Origin of the sequence: Photorhabdus sp. CRCIA-P01, from assembly GCF_003545805.1 — a bacterium.
Taxonomy (GTDB): domain Bacteria; phylum Pseudomonadota; class Gammaproteobacteria; order Enterobacterales; family Enterobacteriaceae; genus Photorhabdus; species Photorhabdus antumapuensis.
The window spans coordinates 23,625-42,057 of record NZ_NMQR01000008.1; the positions used below are offsets into that span (position 1 = coordinate 23,625).

Genomic DNA, 18,433 nt, shown 5'->3' on the forward strand with positions numbered 1-18,433 from the left:
TGAAAAGCTGTGATAGTTAAAATATACAACCTCACCAGCACTTATTAACAATACATTCACATTTGTGTGATCAAAACGGCAATTTATACATTTACAAAGCACAATTATTTGTTTTTATGTTTAACCATTTCGCAGCAATTTAAGACAAGAAGAAACCATATCTTCCCATTCAAGAAAGATATGGTTATCTGTTAAAAAATAGTTACCTAATTACTGGATCTCTTTAATTTTGTACTTATTTACCCAAACATTAATAATCATTGTTATTGTCAAAATACTCGCCACAGTTCCCAGAGAAATCCCCATAGGAATATGATAAAAATCCATTATTAGCATTTTAATACCGATAAATACCAGAATGACTGATAAACCATATTTCAGCATTGTAAATTTCTCTGCCACCCCTGCCAGCAGAAAATACATCGCACGTAATCCTAAGATAGCGAAAAGATTAGAGGTCAAAACAATAAAAGGATCTGTAGTTACTGCAAAAATAGCAGGAATACTGTCTACCGCAAAAATAACGTCACTAATTTCAACCAGAATCAGGACCAAGATTAGTGGAGTCGCATATAACAAACCCTTTTCTTTCACAAAGAAACGTTCTCCGTGAAGATTATCAGTGATACGAATATGCGCTCTTAGCCAACGGATAAAAGGTTTATCGCCTATCGGGGAATCATCCTCTTTTGCCAACGCCATCTTAACGCCGGTAACCAACAAAAAGATGCCAAACAGATAGAGTATCCAACTGAATTGAGAAACCAGCCAACTCCCTGCAAAGATCATCACGGTACGCAGCACAATTGCACCTAAGACACCGTAAATAAGCACCCGACGTTGTAAATTTGCCGGAATGGCAAAATAGCTGAATAACATCAGCCAAACAAACACGTTATCAACAGCAAGTGCTTTCTCAAGTAAATACCCGGTAAGAAAAGCCATTACCTGACTATTAGCAACAGCGCCCCCCACAGTTTCTCTGCAATACCACCATAATCCTAATGCAAATAAGAGCGACAAACTTACCCAAATTACACTCCAGACAGCAGCTTGACAAAATGACATTGCTTGCTCTTTCTTACGCCCCTGTAAGGATAGATCCAGCAGCAACATAATCGTCATTAAAACAGCGAAACTTCCCCATAAGATAGGACTACCCACAGAGTTCATTTTCTTTCTCTCATAAACAAAAACGGCTGAAGTCTCAGAAGACGCCAGCCGCTGCTATATTTCTTCCCCACATCGTGGATATGGATGTATTGCAAGCAACCCTCGCCTTCTGGCAAGGTCTCACTTACAACACAGAAAATGTACCATCAGGTATAAGTTCAAGGTTGCCCGGCTACCGGATGCTGTTGCATCGTAATGACGATAAACCGACAAGGAAGTTACTCCCCTTTGCTGCGGTGAAAAATAAATCAAATTCAGACAAGAATCAATCTATCACCGAAAAAATATTGACTCATAGTCAGTAGTTAGTAAATGCAAGAAACCTAATAAGCCAGCCTCATATACCCTTCATCTTTCAAGCTGCTGCTTTGTTGGCTACTTTCACTCACCCCAGTCACATCGTTATCTATGCTCCTGGGGATTCGTTCACTTGCCGCCGCGCTGCAACTCGAAATCTATTAGGTATAGACCCATTTCTTATCCTATTTTAATGAACGTTCAATTGATCACCAAAATTTTCTGTTTAGTCACCCCTGATTTTGTTACAGTGGCACAGGCTGCGTCATTTGCCTTTTTCAATAGTGAAAAGGCATTAAAACCAACCAAATAACATAAAATAGGATGTAATTTAATCGGTTTAGCCTCATGCTTTCAGGATGAACGAACAAAGGCATTTTAGGAACACCTGATGGAAATAGTAAAAGAACTTATATATGCACTTTGGTACCAGGATTATGAAACTCTGGCCAACCCATCCCTATTATGGGCCATTTACATCATGCTATTCTTAATTCTCTTCCTTGAAAATGGCCTCCTTCCCGCTGCATTTTTACCAGGAGACAGCCTGCTTATACTAGTTGGCGTATTGATTGCCAAAGATGCAATGAGTTTCCCTCTAACGATTGTAGTATTAACTGCCGGAGCAAGCTTAGGTTGTTGGATTGGTTATCTCCAAGGAAAATGGTTAGGAAATACCAAGACAGTACAAGGCTGGCTCTCTCACCTTCCAGCTTATTATCACCAAAGAGCTTACAATCTTTTTCACCGCCACGGCCTGTCAGCTTTACTTCTTGGCCGCTTCCTCGCATTTGTCAGAACCCTCCTGCCAACACTTGCAGGGCTGACAGGTCTACAAAACAGTCGTTTCCAGTTTTTTAACTGGCTCAGTGGCTTCCTGTGGGTCATTATCCTTACCTCTTTGGGTTACGCATTTGGTAAGACCCCCATTTTCCGTCAATATGAAGACTTGGTAATGAATTTCCTGATATTACTACCACTTGCTTTACTCATTATTGGTTTTAGCGGCAGTTTGTTAGTTGTATGGCGTAAAAAAACTTGCCAATCCCCTCAAAAAAAGTAATTAATTCCGATAAAATCTAATATCCCTCCCTGCTGCAGATAAAAGTATCGTTTGCAGCAGAATAGTGAAATAATGCTAATGTTTTTTATTCACCTTCCCAAATATAAGCTATATTTAATGATAGTCTTTTCCGGCATCAGGAAAAGCAACTGACTAAGTCAAATACACACACCTTACATTAAGGAGTAATCTACATGTCAAAGATCAAAACTACTGAAGATCTACACGTTGAACTAAAATCTCTCGCAGATACACTGGAAGAAGTGATCCAAAGCTCTGGTGATAAATCCAAAGTCGAGCTGGAAGAACTTCGCGGCAAAGTAGAGGAAGTCATCAAAGATACTCGTTTTAAACTCAGTAATGCCAGTGATATGGTTGTCAAGAAAACAAAAGATATGGCGGGCCGTGCTGATGTCTACGTTCACGATAAACCCTGGGTAAGCATCGGTATTGGTACTGTTGTCGGTGCCATATTAGGTGTAGTGTTAGCTAAACGCTAATATGATCAACTCATCCAAATCTCAAGGCCCCGGTAAAGGGGTCCTTGACATTCTCCAACGCATTGCCGCTGTAGTTATCGAGATAATAGAAACTCGTTTGCAATTGATCGTTCTTGAATTGGAAAAAGAAAAAGCCACTTTGATACAGATAATCGTCATAGCCAGTCTGACACTACTGCTTACCGCTTTCGGCCTTATGTGTCTGCTTGTTATGATTTTTTGGGCTATCGATCCTAGTTGGCGCTTTATTGTATTGGCTAGTACCACTGGCACACTACTCATTCTGGCGCTTATCGGCCTGATATGGACCATCAGGAAAGCGCGAAATTCAACATTACTTAGTGCAACTCGTGAGCAATTAAAGATAGACAGAGAAATGTTGGAGGATCACAGTAATGAGTAAACAACGTCAGAAAAAAAAGCTAAAAAAACAGCAAATAATGAGAAATATCCAACTACAACGCCTCGAACTCACCAACAATACACAGCTCTGGAAGAGCCTCACTGAACCTTATGACAAAAGCTGGAAAAAGCTTTTGTCATTAGAACCTTATCTGCGGCTCGCAATCCGTACTATCTCTTTATATGGCCTGCGTCATCCTATGAAATTTTATCGTTTGTCGCGCCACATCATTCGAATATTGAAATAGAAATAATTCTTCATAATATATTTCATTGATGATAACTTTAGCTACCTACATTCAAAAACTTTGTATAAAATTGTTAATAATCCTTGCTTACAACTAAGCTCACCTACCTTTAATATACATTCCATCCGTTAATGATTAACAAATTGTGCTGTTTCGAGTTGATACAAGTTAATCATCAAACAAACTATTATTATTTCTCTGAGTTTTAGGGGTTGTTAATGAAAAAATTTGAAGATAGTGCCCTGCTACTGGCTCGCATTTTGATGCCAATTCTGTTTATCGTTGCAGGTTATGGAAAATTAGGTGATTCCTACGCGGGTACTCAACAATATATGAATGCCATGGGCGTCCCTGGCTTTCTATTACCACTGACGATCTTACTTGAATTAGGTGGTGGTCTGGCAGTTCTGTTTGGTTTGTTAACCCGTACCACCGCGTTATTTACCTTTGGTTTCTGTATTCTGACCGCCGTACTTTTCCACAGCAATTTTGCTGAAGGGATGAACCAGACTATGTTTCTTAAGAACCTGACTATCGGAGGAGGTTATCTGTTACTGGCTATCACAGGCCCAGGTAAATTCAGTATTGATCGCCTGATGAAGAGAAACTGGTAATACCCTGCCGTGGCTGTTCTGAATCTAAGCAATAACAGCTCTCAGGTAAAAGGCGAAACGATCAAAATTCCATTCTTGCTCAAGGATTTTATCAGCAAACTATCCAATATTGAGCCTAAAGATAAATAGTAATCCGGAGGATCTGGAAGATCTTTCGGCTTACTTTAGTCAATAGACCCAACCTTTATTGAATCACAGTCACTTTTGTAAGATAGTTATTTTATCAAAATAAATAACCACCTCACTTTTCAGTGGGAAATAGTTAAATCCATGCTCGATAATAAATTAATATATTAAAAATACCCTTAAGAAATTAATATAAAGAGTATAGGATCATCAATATAAATATAATTAATATCCACAATAATAATTTAAATAAATAACAATTAACCAAAATATATTTAAAGGTTATTTAATCCAATGCAATTTTTTAATCACAATAATCAAATCATGTAAAATATAGTTAAAAATGTAAAAACGCATTATCATCACACCATAAATTAATAGCGGCAATACTATGTTCATTGACTCTATTAAATTCCATCACAATATAATCATTTAAATTAACTTTATTTACTTACATAAAATTGGAAAATAAATATATATTAATGAAATCACATGCGCAAATAGGCATTAATATAGTTTAACATGAATCAGATATTATCACATTTAAAAAATAACCTTTATACTCTAATTATCTTATTACAATTAAATTAATTTATTATTCCATAAAAAATCATCACTATTACAATGTCGAATGTTTATTTATATAAAGATTAAAATTAAAACTCACACATTTTTATTATTTAATTCCATGATTAATACATTTTCTTCACATAATTACCCTTCTTTATATTCCAGCCAATGAAATAATAAAAAATTAACATTATCACCTTAAATTAAAAACACTTCCCCTGCAAAATAATATTAAGATGATCGGTTTAAAAAAACGGTTGTTTTTTAAATCACAGCATAGAATTAAAAAAGCCTATAATTATTGGATAAAAAAATAACAAGACGTGTTTAGAGGGATAAATCAGGAATATTATCAATCGACACAAAAAACAAAAAGAAACAACTTGACACATAACTATATACATTAGAAAATCATTTAAGCAATAGGAAATTCATTAAAAATATTGGTAGTAACGTAGGCCAATAATTAGTATTGAAGATTAAATAATTGTGTTTTCATTTCACAAAAAATACTTATATACCTAATAGATTTCGAGTTACAGCGCGGCGGCAAGTGAACGAATCCCCAAGAGCATAGATAACGATGTGACTGGGGTGAGTGAAAGCAGCAGCTTGAAAGATGAAGGGTATACTAGATAATTCACAGAATTCTTCATACAGTAAACGAATAAGGAAGACAAATGAAATATAGTTCAATTGCTTATACCATTATTTGTTTAATGCCATTTTATGCTACCGGAGCAGGAAAACTAAAAGATATTTGCGACGGTAAATTAATTACTAATACATCTATAAGCAGTATAAATATTACAAGCAACCAAAATGGAAATGGACCTGCCATGAATGTATTAGTAGAAGGGCAATGGTATGATACATATCTAACCCCCGATATTATAGAGGGCAACGGTACTTATGGGCTCTATGATATAAGTCATAATGCTTATCTCAATGCATTAGAAGTTAACATTTGCGTAAGACTTGGCAATTTAAGAGGCATTGAATTAATTTATAAACCCTAAAATGCCAAGCTAGAAAAAGAGAGCTCACATTAATCAATGCACTTATAGTGCATTGTTAAATCAACATTTAATCCCCATAGAATAATAACGGAAAATTTATGACTATTCATGGTAAAAAAATAAATGTGCAGTTAATAAAAAACTCTCCAGACCAACTATCTGTAAGTGACTTAAAGGCACAATTAACTGCTATTGGGTTGACATGTGAACTTACGGATGAACGCTTACTCGAACAATATATTGAGGACGTAAGAAAACAGATGATTACAGGAAGTACACAAGCATTTACAATTGGGGAATATAATAATGGCAATTTAGTACACACATCCAACGCTAATTGGTCACCTGAAGAAGGTGCCTTAGGATACAAAGAGCAATTAATTTATATCGGCGCATGGGAAAACTTCCAATGGTTACGTGAAAATTGTAAAGCAGAATTTGGGGGGGATGAAGATAATCCCCCCTCTACACAAGAAAGATACGATGACGTAGACGCAGTGAAAAAAGCCTTTATCAAAGTTGCAGAGGGAGCTTCTGAGACCCTAGTAAACCCTCTGGACAAAAAAGATATGGAGTCTGCTCTAACTAATCTCCTGAGCTCAGTTAACAATGACAATGTCAAAAACTATGACTCCGGGCATAGAACAAAATTATTCTTATTAATAGAGAATTATGATCCAGAAAGAAATATGGGTGACGGAATTGGGGTATTAGGAATAGACTGGAGACTACGAATAAGTGATTATAAGAAGAAGAAACAAAACGTTAAACATGATACAATTATTGACCTAAAGAGCTGGTCTGTCACATATGATAATACTGATACTCTTATCAGTGACTATCATAAAGTAAAAAATGCATCTAGCTAAAAATAATAAATAGAGACGGATTCGACTAATAAGTACAATTTTTCAGAAGGGCGAGCAGTTGCTATAGTAAGCATCTTTCTCGCCAAAGGAAAAAGCATTGTCATGTTTTTTCTTCTCGGCTAATACCCAGTTGTACACATGACGAACATGCTCGAAGTCCTGCTCAAAAAGCTTCTTTTACTCAATATGCACCCGAATATTATACCCAGTCGATTTGTGAATAATCTCAAAACCGTACCAAACCGACTGTAACGAAAAGAGTCTATACCCTATGGATTTCAAGATGCATCGCGACGGCAAGGGAGTGAATCCCCGGGAGCATAGCTAACTATGTGACTGGGGTGAACGAATGCAGCCAACAAAGAAGCAACTTGAAAGATAACAGGTATATACAAAAGCAAGAACAACCTGAGAAATAGCAGCTCCATGAACTGTTTGCTATCCATCTCCCCCTAATCCTAAAATTTCTCTACACTATCAATGAGAATTTAGGCAACGAGAATTTAGGGGGAGAATTGTGCAATTTTATTAAACAATACCTAATTATAAATAATACTGGCCCTGATACAGCATTGTCTTATTGACCAACTACCCATAAGGCCAAAACCAAATTATTAGCTTTTTCATCACAAAAGTTTTATTCGACTTCGCACTCTTTATGCCATAACTTCATATTTTTTTAAGTAATCAACGAACCATGCTTTTCAGTACACCTGACTTTATTATAAGAAGGCTTCGTAATTTGATTACTTTACATGCTTCTACTTACCGACTAACAAACAATTTAGGAATTTCCCGCAAGCACCAGGATTTAGCTTCCCCCATATTGTCTCGTCGCCATGCCATAATGACATTTGTATCATGGCTGTATTCAGAGCCAATCACCCGCAAACGCCCCTCAGTAATATCTTGTTCCACCATAGGATAAGGCATGGTAGCGACGCCCAACCCGGCCAAGAGAGCACGGCGTTTATCTTCCAGAGAACTTACTGTCAAACGCTGTTGCTTATCTAACAACTGAACCGTTAATACCGGGCGCTCCCTCGCTGTATCTGCCACGGCAATACCACGATACTTCACCCTCGTGACATCAGACAAAGGCTCCGGCTCTTGATGTATAGGATGATCAGGGCTAGCGACATAAACATTGGTAATGCTGTAAAGCTGACGTGAATTAATTTCTGCCGATGCGCGAAAATGCATATCTGGTGCAATAACAATATCCGCTCGACCAGTTTCCAACCTCTCCCATGCACCCGCCAAAACCTCAGTCAATAAAGAGAACTGAGTATTCGATTTTTGAGCAAGCTTACCTACTAACGGGAATAATGAAGAAGCCGGAACTAATGCTTCACAAACAATTGTCAGGTGAGTTTCCCAACCTCGCGCTAATGCTTCTGCATCAGCCGTTAATTTATCAGCAGCTTCAAGCAATTGACGTCCACGCTCAAGCAACATACGACCAACATTGGTGAATTTAGTTCTGTGACCCGAACGGTCAAACAGCACCACATCTAGCTCCTCTTCCAGTTTTTGCATCGTATAGCTAAGTGCGGAAGGAACACGGCCAAGCTCATCAGCGGCCGCAGCAAAACTTCCCCGCCGGTCAATCGCATCCATGACCCGGAGAGATTCCAGTGTAAGCGCTCGTTCTTTGCTCATATTTTTCTCAATCAGGAAATTTGAATATGCTGACCAGATTAACTGGCTAACATTTCGCCGTCCAGATAATTACTATTCTTAGTGTGTGTTTTTTTAAGGTAACCACCATCATGATTATAAATAGAACAGCAAAACAATGTGGGAAAGCTGACTATGGTTGGCTACAGGCTCGTTATACATTTTCATTTGGTCACTATTTTGACCCTAAGTTCTTAGGTTATGGTGCGCTACGTGTACTCAATCAGGAAGTCATCGCCCCCAAAGCCGCTTTCCAACCTAAATCCTATCCACATGTGGATATATTGAATATTATTCTACAAGGTGAAGCAGAATACCGTGACAGCGAAGGCAACTACATCAGAGCCCGCAGAGGAGAATGTTTACTATTTTCTACTCGTCAAGGCATCAGCTACAGTGAACATAATGCCAGTACTAATAAGCCACTGACGCGCTTGCAACTTTGGCTGAATGCCTTTCCTCAGCAGGAAAGCTTACCATTGCAACGAATGGAGTTACCAGAACAACCATTGGCTATGCTAGCTTCTCCAACCGCGGAAGATGGCAGTATGCAATTACGTCAGCAAGTGTGGGTAAATCATATTTTCCTTAATAAAAATCAATCTCATCATCTGCAATTGAAGGGAAAAAATGCCTATCTGCAATCCCTAAATGGAAATATAAAAATAAGAGGCAATTCTAAGGATAACAATTTGATTAAATGCGGAGATGGCGCTTTTATCCATGAAGAAAGTCGTCTGGTTTTAAAAGCAGATACTGAATTCCAGGGGCTGTTAATTGAGCTGGCTGCTTAAAAAAGTGAAAGCCCCATCAAGGTTAACCTGATGGGGCTAAATTTGTGAAGTTGACCGATAAGCCGGGTTCTGTCGTGGACAATCATTCATCTAGGCCAGCACTTACGCACTGGCTCAAGCAGCCTACCCGGGTTCGATACGGGCCGTACCTAATGAACCCCTATTTGGCCTTGCTCCGGGTGGAGTTTACCGTGCCACGGACTGTTACCAGCCGCGCGGTGCGCTCTTACCGCACCCTTTCACCCTTACCTGATCCTACGTAAGTAGGCCATCGGCGGTTTGCTCTCTGTTGCACTGGTCGTGGGCTTTCACCCCCCAGACGTTATCTGGCACCCTGCCCTGTGGAGCCCGGACTTTCCTCTCCTCTACCTATCGACCAAAAGGACAATGATAAAGCAGCGACTGTCTAGTCAACTTCGCGGCGGATTATAAGGGGTTTACCTAACGATGTATAGGCGTTTACTGATTATCTGCCCTGTTTATCAACAATTGCCATTATTCTTCGTTCTGTCCCAACCCATGACGATAAAGTGCATTTTTCTTCACACCATGAATCTCTGCTGCCAATGCAGCCGCTTTTTTCAATGGCAGTTCTTGTTGAAGAAGCGCCAGCGTTCTTAATGCCTCTGGAGGCAAAACATCGGCATCCGGTTTTTTATAGCCTTCAACGATCAATACCATTTCACCACGACGACGGGTTTCATCTTCCTTAACCCACGCCAAAAGTTCATCCACTGGCATCCCTTGAATGGATTCCCAAGTTTTTGTTAATTCCCGCGCCAGAACGACATAACGTTCAGTTCCCCACACCTCAACCATATCTTCTAAACTTTCGATCAGACGATGAGTGGATTCATAAAAAATTAATGTGCGTGGCTCCTGTTGCAAATCCCGTAAAGTATCTGTCCGACTTTTACGCTTTGCGGGCAGAAATCCTTCGTAACAGAAACGATCTGATGGCAAACCAGCCGCAGACAAGGCGGTTATCGCCGCACAAGGCCCTGGAAGTGGGACAACACGAATACCGGCTTCACGGCAACGGCGAACCACATGATAACCAGGATCATTAATCAGGGGCGTTCCTGCATCAGAAACTAATGCAATACTTTGCCCTTGTTGGAGTTTTGTAATTAATTGATCTGCTTTCTGCTGTTCATTATGATCATGAAGTGCGAACATGCGTGCATTAATGGCAAAATGTTGAAGCAACAAGCCAGTATGTCGCGTATCTTCGGCTGCAATCAGATCGACATGCTCAAGAACTTCAAGCGCACGCTGAGTGATATCACCCAGGTTTCCAATGGGGGTTGGCACAACATATAGCGTGGATGTCGTAACCACTGCTCGATTAGGTTGATTCATTGTTTCATCCGAATGGCCGATTTAAAATTGAGCATCTTTGAAAAAAACATCGCTGGATACAGTATGCTTTCCTCAATTTTTGTGCGTATCAAAACTGGTTTAGTCTGTTCAGCCATGCTGGCAGTCATGATCATCGCAGGATGCACCATACCTGACCAACAGGGGCAACAACCTTCGCAAATTCAGGACAAAATCAGTATAGAAATCGCCCGTTATCAATCCATCATTGATGCCGCTCATGGAGAACCTTCTCTTGATGTCATCCGTGCTTATATCGCTCAGGAACCACTTCTGGAAGAGAGTGCGGCTCATCAAAAAAATATTGATGATACCTGGCAAATGCTGACCCGTCTTTCACCACAAGAGCGCCGTGGGTTGGTCATCAACGCTGATGAAAATGTTCTGCAAGGCTGGCTGGACTTACTCAGTACCTATCAGGATAACAAACAGGACTCTGACAAACTACAGGCAGCTATCCGTGACTGGAAAATTCGTTATCCACAAAACCCTGCCGCACAGTCACTCCCAACTCAGTTACAACAGTCAGACATCCAACAGCAAGATACGAATATCCGTATTGCTCTGTTCCTGCCATTAAGTGGTCAAGCAAAAGTATTCGGTGAAGCCATTCGCCAAGGTTTTCTTGATGCTCAGGCCGGTTTACCAAATCCATCATTGCCAACAGAAAACCCGGAAAATTTATCTATAGCTGACAGCGATAGTGCGTCAGATGGCGTGGTTTCTTCCGATATGTCCCCCAGTGAAGTGGCGCCCATAGACTCAGCGACACCCACCACTCAGACAACACCTGTCATAGCCAATGCGCCGATTAACACACAACAGGTCAAAATCTATGACACAGCAAGCCAGCCATTGGAAAACTTATTTATTCAGGCTAAGCAGGACGGCGTGAATTTAGTTGTCGGGCCGTTACTTAAGCCAGATGTGGTTAAACTCGTTCAGATAAATACTGCATTAAACATGCTAGTACTCAATGAGTTAGACAATGCTCAACCACACTCTAATATCTGCTATTTTTCTTTGTCACCAGAAGATGAAGCGAAAAATGCCGCAGAACATATTTGGCGGCAACAGAAACAGAATCCTCTGATTTTGGTCCCCAGAGGGACTTTTGGCTACCGCATTGCCAAAGCCTTTGCACAGGAATGGCAAAAACAAGGGGGACATACTGTTCTGCAACAAACTTTTGGCTCTTCCGCCGAACTGAAACAATTGATTAATAGAGGTACCGGTATTCGCTTAACCGGAACAACTGTCAATGTCACAAGCAATCAATCTACATCCATCGCTATTGGTGATCTGGAAATCCCCCTGATAAACACCGATGTTGTTCCTACTTCTACTGGCGGCTCAGTGGATGCGGTTTATATTGTTTCTACCCTGGATGAACTGACGCTAATTAAGACAATGATTGATATGGCAATCAGTTCCCGCGATAAGCCCGCCCTTTACGCAAGTTCCCGCAGTAATCAGGCTGGCGTCGGTCCCGATTTCCGCCTGGAAATGGAAGGAATGCAATTCAGTGATATTCCCTTAATCGCCGGTGCTAACTTGCCACTGATGCAGCAAGCAGCCAGTAAATTTACAAATGATTACTCTTTGATGCGCCTTTACGCTATGGGTATTGATGCCTGGTCATTAGCAAATCAGTTCAGCCAGGTTCAGCTTCAACGTGATTTCCATTTCAATGGTGCTTCCGGGGTGCTATCTGTTCAGGAAAACTGCACCATTTTCCGACAGCTCTCATGGATGCAATATCATCAAGGCCAAATCACGGCTATTTAATTAAGTTAAGTCATTTGCCGCTTGTCACCAAGCGGCCTTTCAATTCAAATGACACATTTCAGGATGAAAAGAAAATAAAAAAGCCGACAAGTTATTTGCTAGGACGCAACTATGAAGCGCAAGCAAAGTTGTTTTTACAAAAACAAGGATTATCTTTTATCGCCGCAAATGTGAAAGTTCACGGCGGTGAAATTGACCTGATTATGAAAGACAAGCAAACTTGGGTCTTTATTGAAGTCCGTTTTCGCAAATCAGGACAATATGGAGATGCATTGGTGACAATCACCCGTAGCAAGCGTAAAAAATTACTACACGCTGCCGCAGTATGGCTGTTTCAACGAGGTGAATGTTTTGAAACCTCTTCTTGTCGCTTTGATATTTGTGCTATTACTGGTCAACAATTTGAATGGTTGCAAAATGCCTTCAATCAAAATGAGTTCACTCGTTAAAATGATACTGAGTAGGTTATAAACGTGCTGGATAGAATTAAAGTCTGTTTTACAGAAAGTATTCAAACTCAGATTGCAGCCGCGGAAGCATTACCTGATGCTATCTCGCGAGCGGCAATGATGATGGTTCAGTCATTACTGAATGGTAACAAAATCCTTTGCTGTGGTAATGGAGGCTCGGCAGCGACTGCCCAACGGTTTGCCGCCAATATGATTAACCGGTTTGAAACTGAGCGCCCAAGCCTGCCTGCATTGTCACTTAACGCAGACAATGTGGTCATTACCGCGATTTCAAGCAATAAACAGCATGATGAAATTTATGCTAAACAGGTACGGGCATTAGGTCAGCCAGGAGATGTGTTATTAGCAATTTCCACGCATGGTAATAGCCGTGATATTGTTAAAGCCGTTGAAGCCGCCGTAACCCGCGATATGACAATTGTCGCCCTTACTGGCTATGATGGTGGTGAGCTTGCCGGCTTACTTGGGCCACAAGATGTGGAGATTCGAATTCCATCTCATCGCAGCACCAGAATTCAGGAAGTTCATATGCTAACAGTTAACTGCCTGTGTGACTTAATCGATAATACACTCTTTCCCCATCAGGATGACTAAGGAGCCAATAATGCGATTTTTCTCCCTATTAGCTACGATTTGTGCTGCTGTAATGTTACAAGGATGTATTGGTGCGGTCGTGGTCAGTTCTGCTGCCGTAGCGACTAAAACCGCAACCGATCCACGCACTATTGGTCAACAGGTTGACGATAGTACTCTCGAAGCCCGTGTCAGTAATGCGCTTAACAAAGATAAGCAGCTCAAAGGGCAAAGCCGTATTATTACTACTGCCTATCAAGGAAAAGTTTTACTGACAGGTCAAAGCCCAGACTCAAGCCTTTTAGACCGTGCTAAACAGATAGCATCACGTGTTGATGGAGCACACACCGTTTACAATGAAATTCGTCAGGGGAAACCTGTTGAATTAGGTACTGCGTCTAAAGATACCTGGGTTACAACTAAAGTACGCTCAAAAATCCTGGCTAGTGACTCGGTTAAGTCTTCTAACATAAAAGTCGTTACGGAAAATGGCGAAGTCTTTTTACTGGGCATTCTGACCAAACAAGAGGGTAACGCCGCAGCGAAAATTGCCAGCGAAACTAACGGTGTTAAGCGGGTAACAACCGCATTTACTTATTTAAATTAAACATATTGATTGAAGGTGATGACAAGATAAATCTGTCAAACATTCAGGTATCAGCCCGCGTCATTTTTTGGCGCTGGCGTTTTACCCGTTTCATCATCCCACGTCAAACTAAATAACCTCTCATTCTTCCTTCAATCATTTTTCATTAACCCATTTTTCTCAAGATAACTCACCCCACCCAACAACCGCATTTGCCGCAAAATCCATTGCTGACGCTGTAAGACATAAGCCGAAGGTGAGTTAACTTTATAGCGGTGTGGATTAGGCAATACAGCAGCAAGTAAAGCCGCTTCTGATGCCGTCAATTTAGTGGCTGATTTATGAAAATAGTGTCTGGATGCCTCTTCAACACCAAAAATGCCATCACCAAATTCTGCTACGTTAAGATAAACAGTCAAAATTCTACTTTTTGACCATCCCAGTTCAATGGCAAAGGTCATCCCGGCTTCCAACCCTTTTCTTAACCAGCTACGCCCATTCCACAAAAATAAATTTTTGGCCGTTTGCTGAGAAATCGTTGAAGCCCCTCGAAGTCTTCCTGAGTTATTTTGATTACGCTCAAGTACACTTTCGATAGCATCAAAGTCAAATCCCCAATGCTGTGGGAATTTCTGATCTTCCGCGGCAATAACAGCCAATGCGATATTTGGCGATATTTGCCCTTGCCCTACCCAGCCAGAACGAGACACATAAGAAAAATTAACTGATAACCAAGCGCTAATCTGGCGCTCAACCATAACCATAGAAAACGGTACTGGCAAAAATGAAAATGCAACAACAGAAACTATCCATAAGATAATAACTGAGATTACGATTTTTTTAAGCCAGTACCATAAAAATTGAAAAGGATTTCGCATCCAGTTACTCAGTCATTTCCAATACTTTTCTGACAAGTTTATCAATTCCCTCTTCCGCCTGAGAAATAGATTCAGCAAGCATGTAGGCTGGTGTCGTCACAATTTTGTTTTCTAAATCAACAACAACATCATTTACCTTGCAAATTATATGGACTCCTCCCATTGCCTCTACTTGCGCAATCGTTTCAGGATCATTGCCGACAGTTAGTTTCACCGGTTTATTAAGTAATTTTGGCAACATAACAGGCGCAATGCACATAAATCCCATTGGTTTATGTTGCTTATGCATAGCCCTCACCAAACTTAATAATTCCTTATTTATTTCGCAATCAACTGTCTTAACGGCAAAGTCACATAAATTCTTTGCAACACCAAATCCCCCAGGAATTATCAGGGCATCAAATTCATCGGCATTTGCTTGTGATAAAGGCTTAATTTTTCCCCTTGAAATACGGGCAGATTCCTGTAGGACGTTACGTTCTTCGCCCGTTTCTTCGCCGCTAATATGATTAATAACATGAAGTTGTGGTTCGTCAGGAGCAAAAAAGCTCGTTTTAACATCTAAACGGTCTAAAGAAAGCAGAGTTAATACTGACTCATGAATTTCGCTACCATCGAAGACACCACATCCACTTAAGACAACTGCAACTGATTTCATACCTCACTCCATTTGTAGTAGATTATTGCTTAACCCTTTAGGGGGTTAAACACCAATCTTCATCACAGATTTTAATGAATCTTGTAACAAAAAATCTTATCTTTGCTATGTTGGTACTTGTATGATGTACGGAGAATTCCCCATTTACTCGCCGCAACAAAGATGCATTAGATAGGCGGGTAAAAAGTTTTCCCTGGTGTTGGCGCAGTATTCGCGCACCCCAACCTCGGTTGGGGTTATTTTTTTTCAGCGCCTGCCAACCATTCCCCTAAAATTTCCGTATCGTTTCTCCATTCTTGCTTTAACTCATCAACCCATTCCTGAACATTATCCCACCATGCAGGTAAATCAGGTGATTGAATCTGCTGGGCCAGTTGCTGTAAATGACGCAATCCAACCGATCCCGCAGCACCTTTTATCTTATGCGCTTCCTCCGTAATGCCTTTCTGGTCTTTAGCTGTCATATTTGAGTCCAGAACAGATAAGTAACCCGGCATCATCTTTTCAAACACACTCAGACTATTGCGAATCAATTGAGGCCCAACGAGCTCGATGTATTGGTTAAGCATTTCTGTATCAAGTAAATCTTCATCTTTTTTCATCAATCCTGACTCCTCTTCTTCCGGCTGCATATGATGCACGGACTGTTCCCCCCAATATTGTTCAATAATGGCGGTTAACGCATTCACAGAAAGCGGCTTACTCAACACACCATTCATACCTGCATCCAGATACTCTTTTTTGTCTTTTAAGACATTTGCTGTCAGTGCAATCAGTGGGGGCAGATCCTTTTTGGCATATCGCTGACTTAATTCCCGGGAGATATCTAACCCAGTCATATCGGGTAGCTGAATATCAAGCAGTACCAGATCGAACTCTCCTGGCTTAAACACCTCTAGCGCATCTTTACCATTCATAGCGACTTCTACACTGTTACCCAACTTCTCCAATACAGAGCGAGCAACAATCACATTCAGCTCAATATCTTCTACCAATAAGATATGCAAAGCCGGAAGTGGGCAATCTTCTGTATCTTCTCTGCATAAAAGACTCTCTTCCATAGCAGGTGCAATGATAGACAGTGTAAATCGAGAACCTTGTCCCGGCTCACTTTCCACCACAATATCCCCTCCCATACTTTGAGCCAAACGTTTGGATACCGCCAATCCAATACCGGTTCCCGTTGCTGGACAACCACCATGACTGCCTTTTACTTGATAATACATCGCAAAGATCTTCTCTAGCTCATCATGTGGGATACCAATCCCCGTATCTGTGACTTCAAACAGCAAACGTTCTCCCTCTTCGTACCAGATTCGAACATTAATCTCACCTTTTTGCGTAAATTTCACCGCATTGCCAATCAAGTTCCACAGAATTTGGCGCAAGCGAGTACCATCCGTGATGATTCTGGCAGGCAGTGGCAGTTCTGGGTTCATTACAAATTTAATATCTTTCGGTTGGACCAGCAGCCCAGAGAGGTTTTCCAGATCGGACATAAAACCGGTAAAATCAATCGGCTGATTATCAATTTGCACTTTACGCCGTTCAATTTTATCCATTTCAATAATGTCATTGAAAATATTACCCAGCGTGATAGCACTGACATGAATCGTTTTCAGATAGTTATTTTGCTCAGACGTCAACTCAGTATCGAGCAGAATACGGCTCAAACCAACAATGCCATTTAAAGGCGTACGAAGCTCATGGCTAATCGTTGAGATAAAAGTCGTCTTATCCCTACTTGCATTCTCCAAAGCGTCCTGATAACGCTTACGTTCCGTTATATCGCGCCCAAATCCCATAAGCCCATGCCTTTTGCCTACCCGATCATAAAAAGGGACTTTCCGAAGCTCAAAACAGGCTTTTCGACCATCGGGATAAACCAGCCATTGTTCATAAGTGAGTGCAACATTATGACGGAACACTTTTTCATCGGTTTTCATTACTTTGCGAGCAACTTCTTTGTCATAAACGTCGTTTGGTGTCAGCCCGACAAGTTGTTTCTGGCTTTTACCCGTCAGCAATTCCATCGCCCGGTTACAACCAGAAAACTCATTATTTTCATTACGGTAATAGACCAAATCAGGAGAGGCATCGAGAAAAGATTTCAACAATACAGATTGCTGTTCCAATTCAATCTGCGTCTGCTCACGGTGTTTCATCTCTTCTTTGAGTTTATCCAACAATATTAGATGAGCCTGCTCAGCTTTTTCTCTTTCAGAGATCTCCTGATTAAGCTTAATAATGTTGTCTTTTAATTGCTGATTAAGTTCCCGATCACGCTGACGCATAACTTCCAACTTTTCAACTAATTTGGATAATCTCTGGCGGGACTCTTCGAGCTGTTCAACAACAACCGAAAGAAAATAGACAGCCCAAGGCGTAATCAACAAACCAAAAAAGATTGAGCGAACTAAATCAATACTTTGCACTCCTCCCTGAAGCAGAAAAGTGACTACCATCTGTACACCCATGGCAAGAACGACCAGTGCGGATGCAAGCAGTAATGAGAAGCGCACTAACCCCAATTTCATCATTAAATCAACATAATATTGGGCCAGGCCCCTGAGCAGCTTCATTTCATAAAGACTCCCGTTAAATATGACCACTCCGGATCATACCGTAAAAAACCGGCCACTTCGTTGAAGGAATAACAGAAATTGTTGACCTGGTAAAACAATAGTATTATTTAATAGTTTTAGTTATGACTTCCCAAACATTATTCTGGCTTTCTACTCCGGC

The 18,433-nt window shown here is 40.7% G+C and carries 19 protein-coding genes, 1 other RNA gene and 1 pseudogene; 13 read left to right on the top strand and 8 right to left on the bottom strand.

Features of this window, described 5'->3' with window-relative positions; genetic code table 11:
• Positions 1-210 precede the first annotated feature (210 nt).
• Positions 211-1,173, bottom strand: a complete 963-nt coding sequence (locus D3222_RS07195; RefSeq protein ID WP_118985552.1) for a TerC family protein — start codon at positions 1,171-1,173, stop codon at positions 211-213.
• An 89-nt stretch (positions 1,174-1,262) separates the two neighbouring features.
• On the opposite strand from D3222_RS07195, the gene D3222_RS24990 reads away from it, so the two are divergent.
• The 8 genes from D3222_RS24990 to D3222_RS07235 all read left to right on the top strand — a co-directional run bounded on the left by D3222_RS24990 (position 1,263) and on the right by D3222_RS07235 (position 6,881).
• A complete protein-coding gene (locus tag D3222_RS24990) occupies positions 1,263-1,478 on the top strand; it encodes a hypothetical protein (RefSeq protein WP_157975303.1) in 216 nt (71 codons plus the stop codon).
• 383 nt (positions 1,479-1,861) lie between these two features.
• The gene (locus D3222_RS07200; RefSeq protein WP_118985553.1) at positions 1,862-2,533 is read left to right on the top strand and encodes a DedA family protein; all 672 of its coding nucleotides are present in this window, start codon (positions 1,862-1,864) and stop codon (positions 2,531-2,533) included.
• A gap of 194 nt (positions 2,534-2,727) precedes the next feature.
• Positions 2,728-3,033, top strand: coding sequence for a DUF883 family protein (locus tag D3222_RS07205; protein ID WP_118985554.1), 306 nt, complete (start codon positions 2,728-2,730; stop codon positions 3,031-3,033).
• Position 3,034: 1 nt separating this feature from the next.
• Positions 3,035-3,436, top strand: coding sequence for a phage holin family protein (locus D3222_RS07210; RefSeq protein WP_118985555.1), 402 nt, complete (start codon positions 3,035-3,037; stop codon positions 3,434-3,436).
• Entirely contained in the window at positions 3,429-3,683 is a 255-nt protein-coding gene (locus D3222_RS07215; RefSeq protein ID WP_118985556.1) for a YqjK-like family protein, read from the top strand. Before D3222_RS07210 ends, D3222_RS07215 begins: the two co-directional genes overlap by 8 nt.
• 218 nt (positions 3,684-3,901) lie before the next feature.
• Positions 3,902-4,297, top strand: coding sequence for a DoxX family protein (locus tag D3222_RS07220; RefSeq protein WP_118985557.1), 396 nt, complete (start codon positions 3,902-3,904; stop codon positions 4,295-4,297).
• Between the two features lie 1,376 nt (positions 4,298-5,673).
• Positions 5,674-6,012 (top strand): hypothetical protein, encoded by a 339-nt coding sequence (locus D3222_RS07230; RefSeq protein WP_118985559.1) that lies wholly within the window; start codon positions 5,674-5,676, stop codon positions 6,010-6,012.
• A gap of 98 nt (positions 6,013-6,110) precedes the next feature.
• Positions 6,111-6,881 carry a hypothetical protein gene (locus D3222_RS07235; RefSeq protein ID WP_118985560.1) on the top strand — a complete coding sequence of 257 codons (771 nt, stop codon included), beginning with the start codon at positions 6,111-6,113 and terminating at the stop codon, positions 6,879-6,881.
• Positions 6,882-6,923: 42 nt separating this feature from the next.
• Here the strand turns inward: D3222_RS07235 and D3222_RS26635 are convergent.
• Positions 6,924-7,049 (bottom strand): annotated as a pseudogene (locus tag D3222_RS26635) (helix-turn-helix domain-containing protein); the annotation flags it as partial.
• Positions 7,050-7,646: 597 nt separating this feature from the next.
• Positions 7,647-8,543 (bottom strand): LysR family transcriptional regulator, encoded by an 897-nt coding sequence (locus D3222_RS07245; RefSeq protein ID WP_118985562.1) that lies wholly within the window; start codon positions 8,541-8,543, stop codon positions 7,647-7,649.
• A gap of 110 nt (positions 8,544-8,653) precedes the next feature.
• On the opposite strand from D3222_RS07245, the gene D3222_RS07250 reads away from it, so the two are divergent.
• Entirely contained in the window at positions 8,654-9,355 is a 702-nt protein-coding gene (locus D3222_RS07250; RefSeq protein ID WP_118985563.1) for a pirin family protein, read from the top strand.
• 42 nt (positions 9,356-9,397) lie between these two features.
• On the opposite strand, the gene rnpB is transcribed toward D3222_RS07250, so the two are convergent.
• Positions 9,398-9,773: RNase P RNA component class A (gene rnpB / locus D3222_RS07255), an RNA gene on the bottom strand.
• Between the two features lie 77 nt (positions 9,774-9,850).
• Positions 9,851-10,717 carry a 16S rRNA (cytidine(1402)-2'-O)-methyltransferase gene (rsmI, locus tag D3222_RS07260; protein WP_118985564.1) on the bottom strand — a complete coding sequence of 289 codons (867 nt, stop codon included), beginning with the start codon at positions 10,715-10,717 and terminating at the stop codon, positions 9,851-9,853.
• A 63-nt stretch (positions 10,718-10,780) separates the two neighbouring features.
• On the opposite strand from rsmI, the gene D3222_RS07265 reads away from it, so the two are divergent.
• The 4 genes from D3222_RS07265 to dolP all read left to right on the top strand — a co-directional run bounded on the left by D3222_RS07265 (position 10,781) and on the right by dolP (position 14,173).
• Entirely contained in the window at positions 10,781-12,523 is a 1,743-nt protein-coding gene (locus D3222_RS07265; RefSeq protein WP_118985663.1) for a penicillin-binding protein activator, read from the top strand.
• A gap of 74 nt (positions 12,524-12,597) precedes the next feature.
• On the top strand, positions 12,598-12,972 hold the full coding sequence (locus D3222_RS07270) for a YraN family protein (RefSeq protein WP_118985664.1): 375 nt from the start codon (positions 12,598-12,600) through the stop codon (positions 12,970-12,972).
• A 24-nt stretch (positions 12,973-12,996) separates the two neighbouring features.
• Positions 12,997-13,587 carry a DnaA initiator-associating protein DiaA gene (gene diaA, locus D3222_RS07275; protein WP_112878876.1) on the top strand — a complete coding sequence of 197 codons (591 nt, stop codon included), beginning with the start codon at positions 12,997-12,999 and terminating at the stop codon, positions 13,585-13,587.
• A 10-nt stretch (positions 13,588-13,597) separates the two neighbouring features.
• Positions 13,598-14,173 carry a division/outer membrane stress-associated lipid-binding lipoprotein gene (dolP, locus tag D3222_RS07280; RefSeq protein WP_118985565.1) on the top strand — a complete coding sequence of 192 codons (576 nt, stop codon included), beginning with the start codon at positions 13,598-13,600 and terminating at the stop codon, positions 14,171-14,173.
• A 131-nt stretch (positions 14,174-14,304) separates the two neighbouring features.
• Here the strand turns inward: dolP and mtgA are convergent, their stop codons facing one another.
• The 3 genes from mtgA to arcB all read right to left on the bottom strand — a co-directional run bounded on the left by mtgA (position 14,305) and on the right by arcB (position 18,270).
• Entirely contained in the window at positions 14,305-15,030 is a 726-nt protein-coding gene (gene mtgA, locus D3222_RS07285) for a monofunctional biosynthetic peptidoglycan transglycosylase (RefSeq protein WP_118985566.1), read from the bottom strand.
• A gap of 4 nt (positions 15,031-15,034) precedes the next feature.
• Positions 15,035-15,688, bottom strand: coding sequence for an isoprenoid biosynthesis glyoxalase ElbB (gene elbB, locus D3222_RS07290; protein ID WP_118985567.1), 654 nt, complete (start codon positions 15,686-15,688; stop codon positions 15,035-15,037).
• A 236-nt stretch (positions 15,689-15,924) separates the two neighbouring features.
• Complete coding sequence (gene arcB / locus D3222_RS07295) at positions 15,925-18,270, bottom strand: aerobic respiration two-component sensor histidine kinase ArcB (RefSeq protein ID WP_118985568.1); 2,346 nt, start codon at positions 18,268-18,270, stop codon at positions 15,925-15,927.
• Positions 18,271-18,433 lie beyond the last annotated feature (163 nt).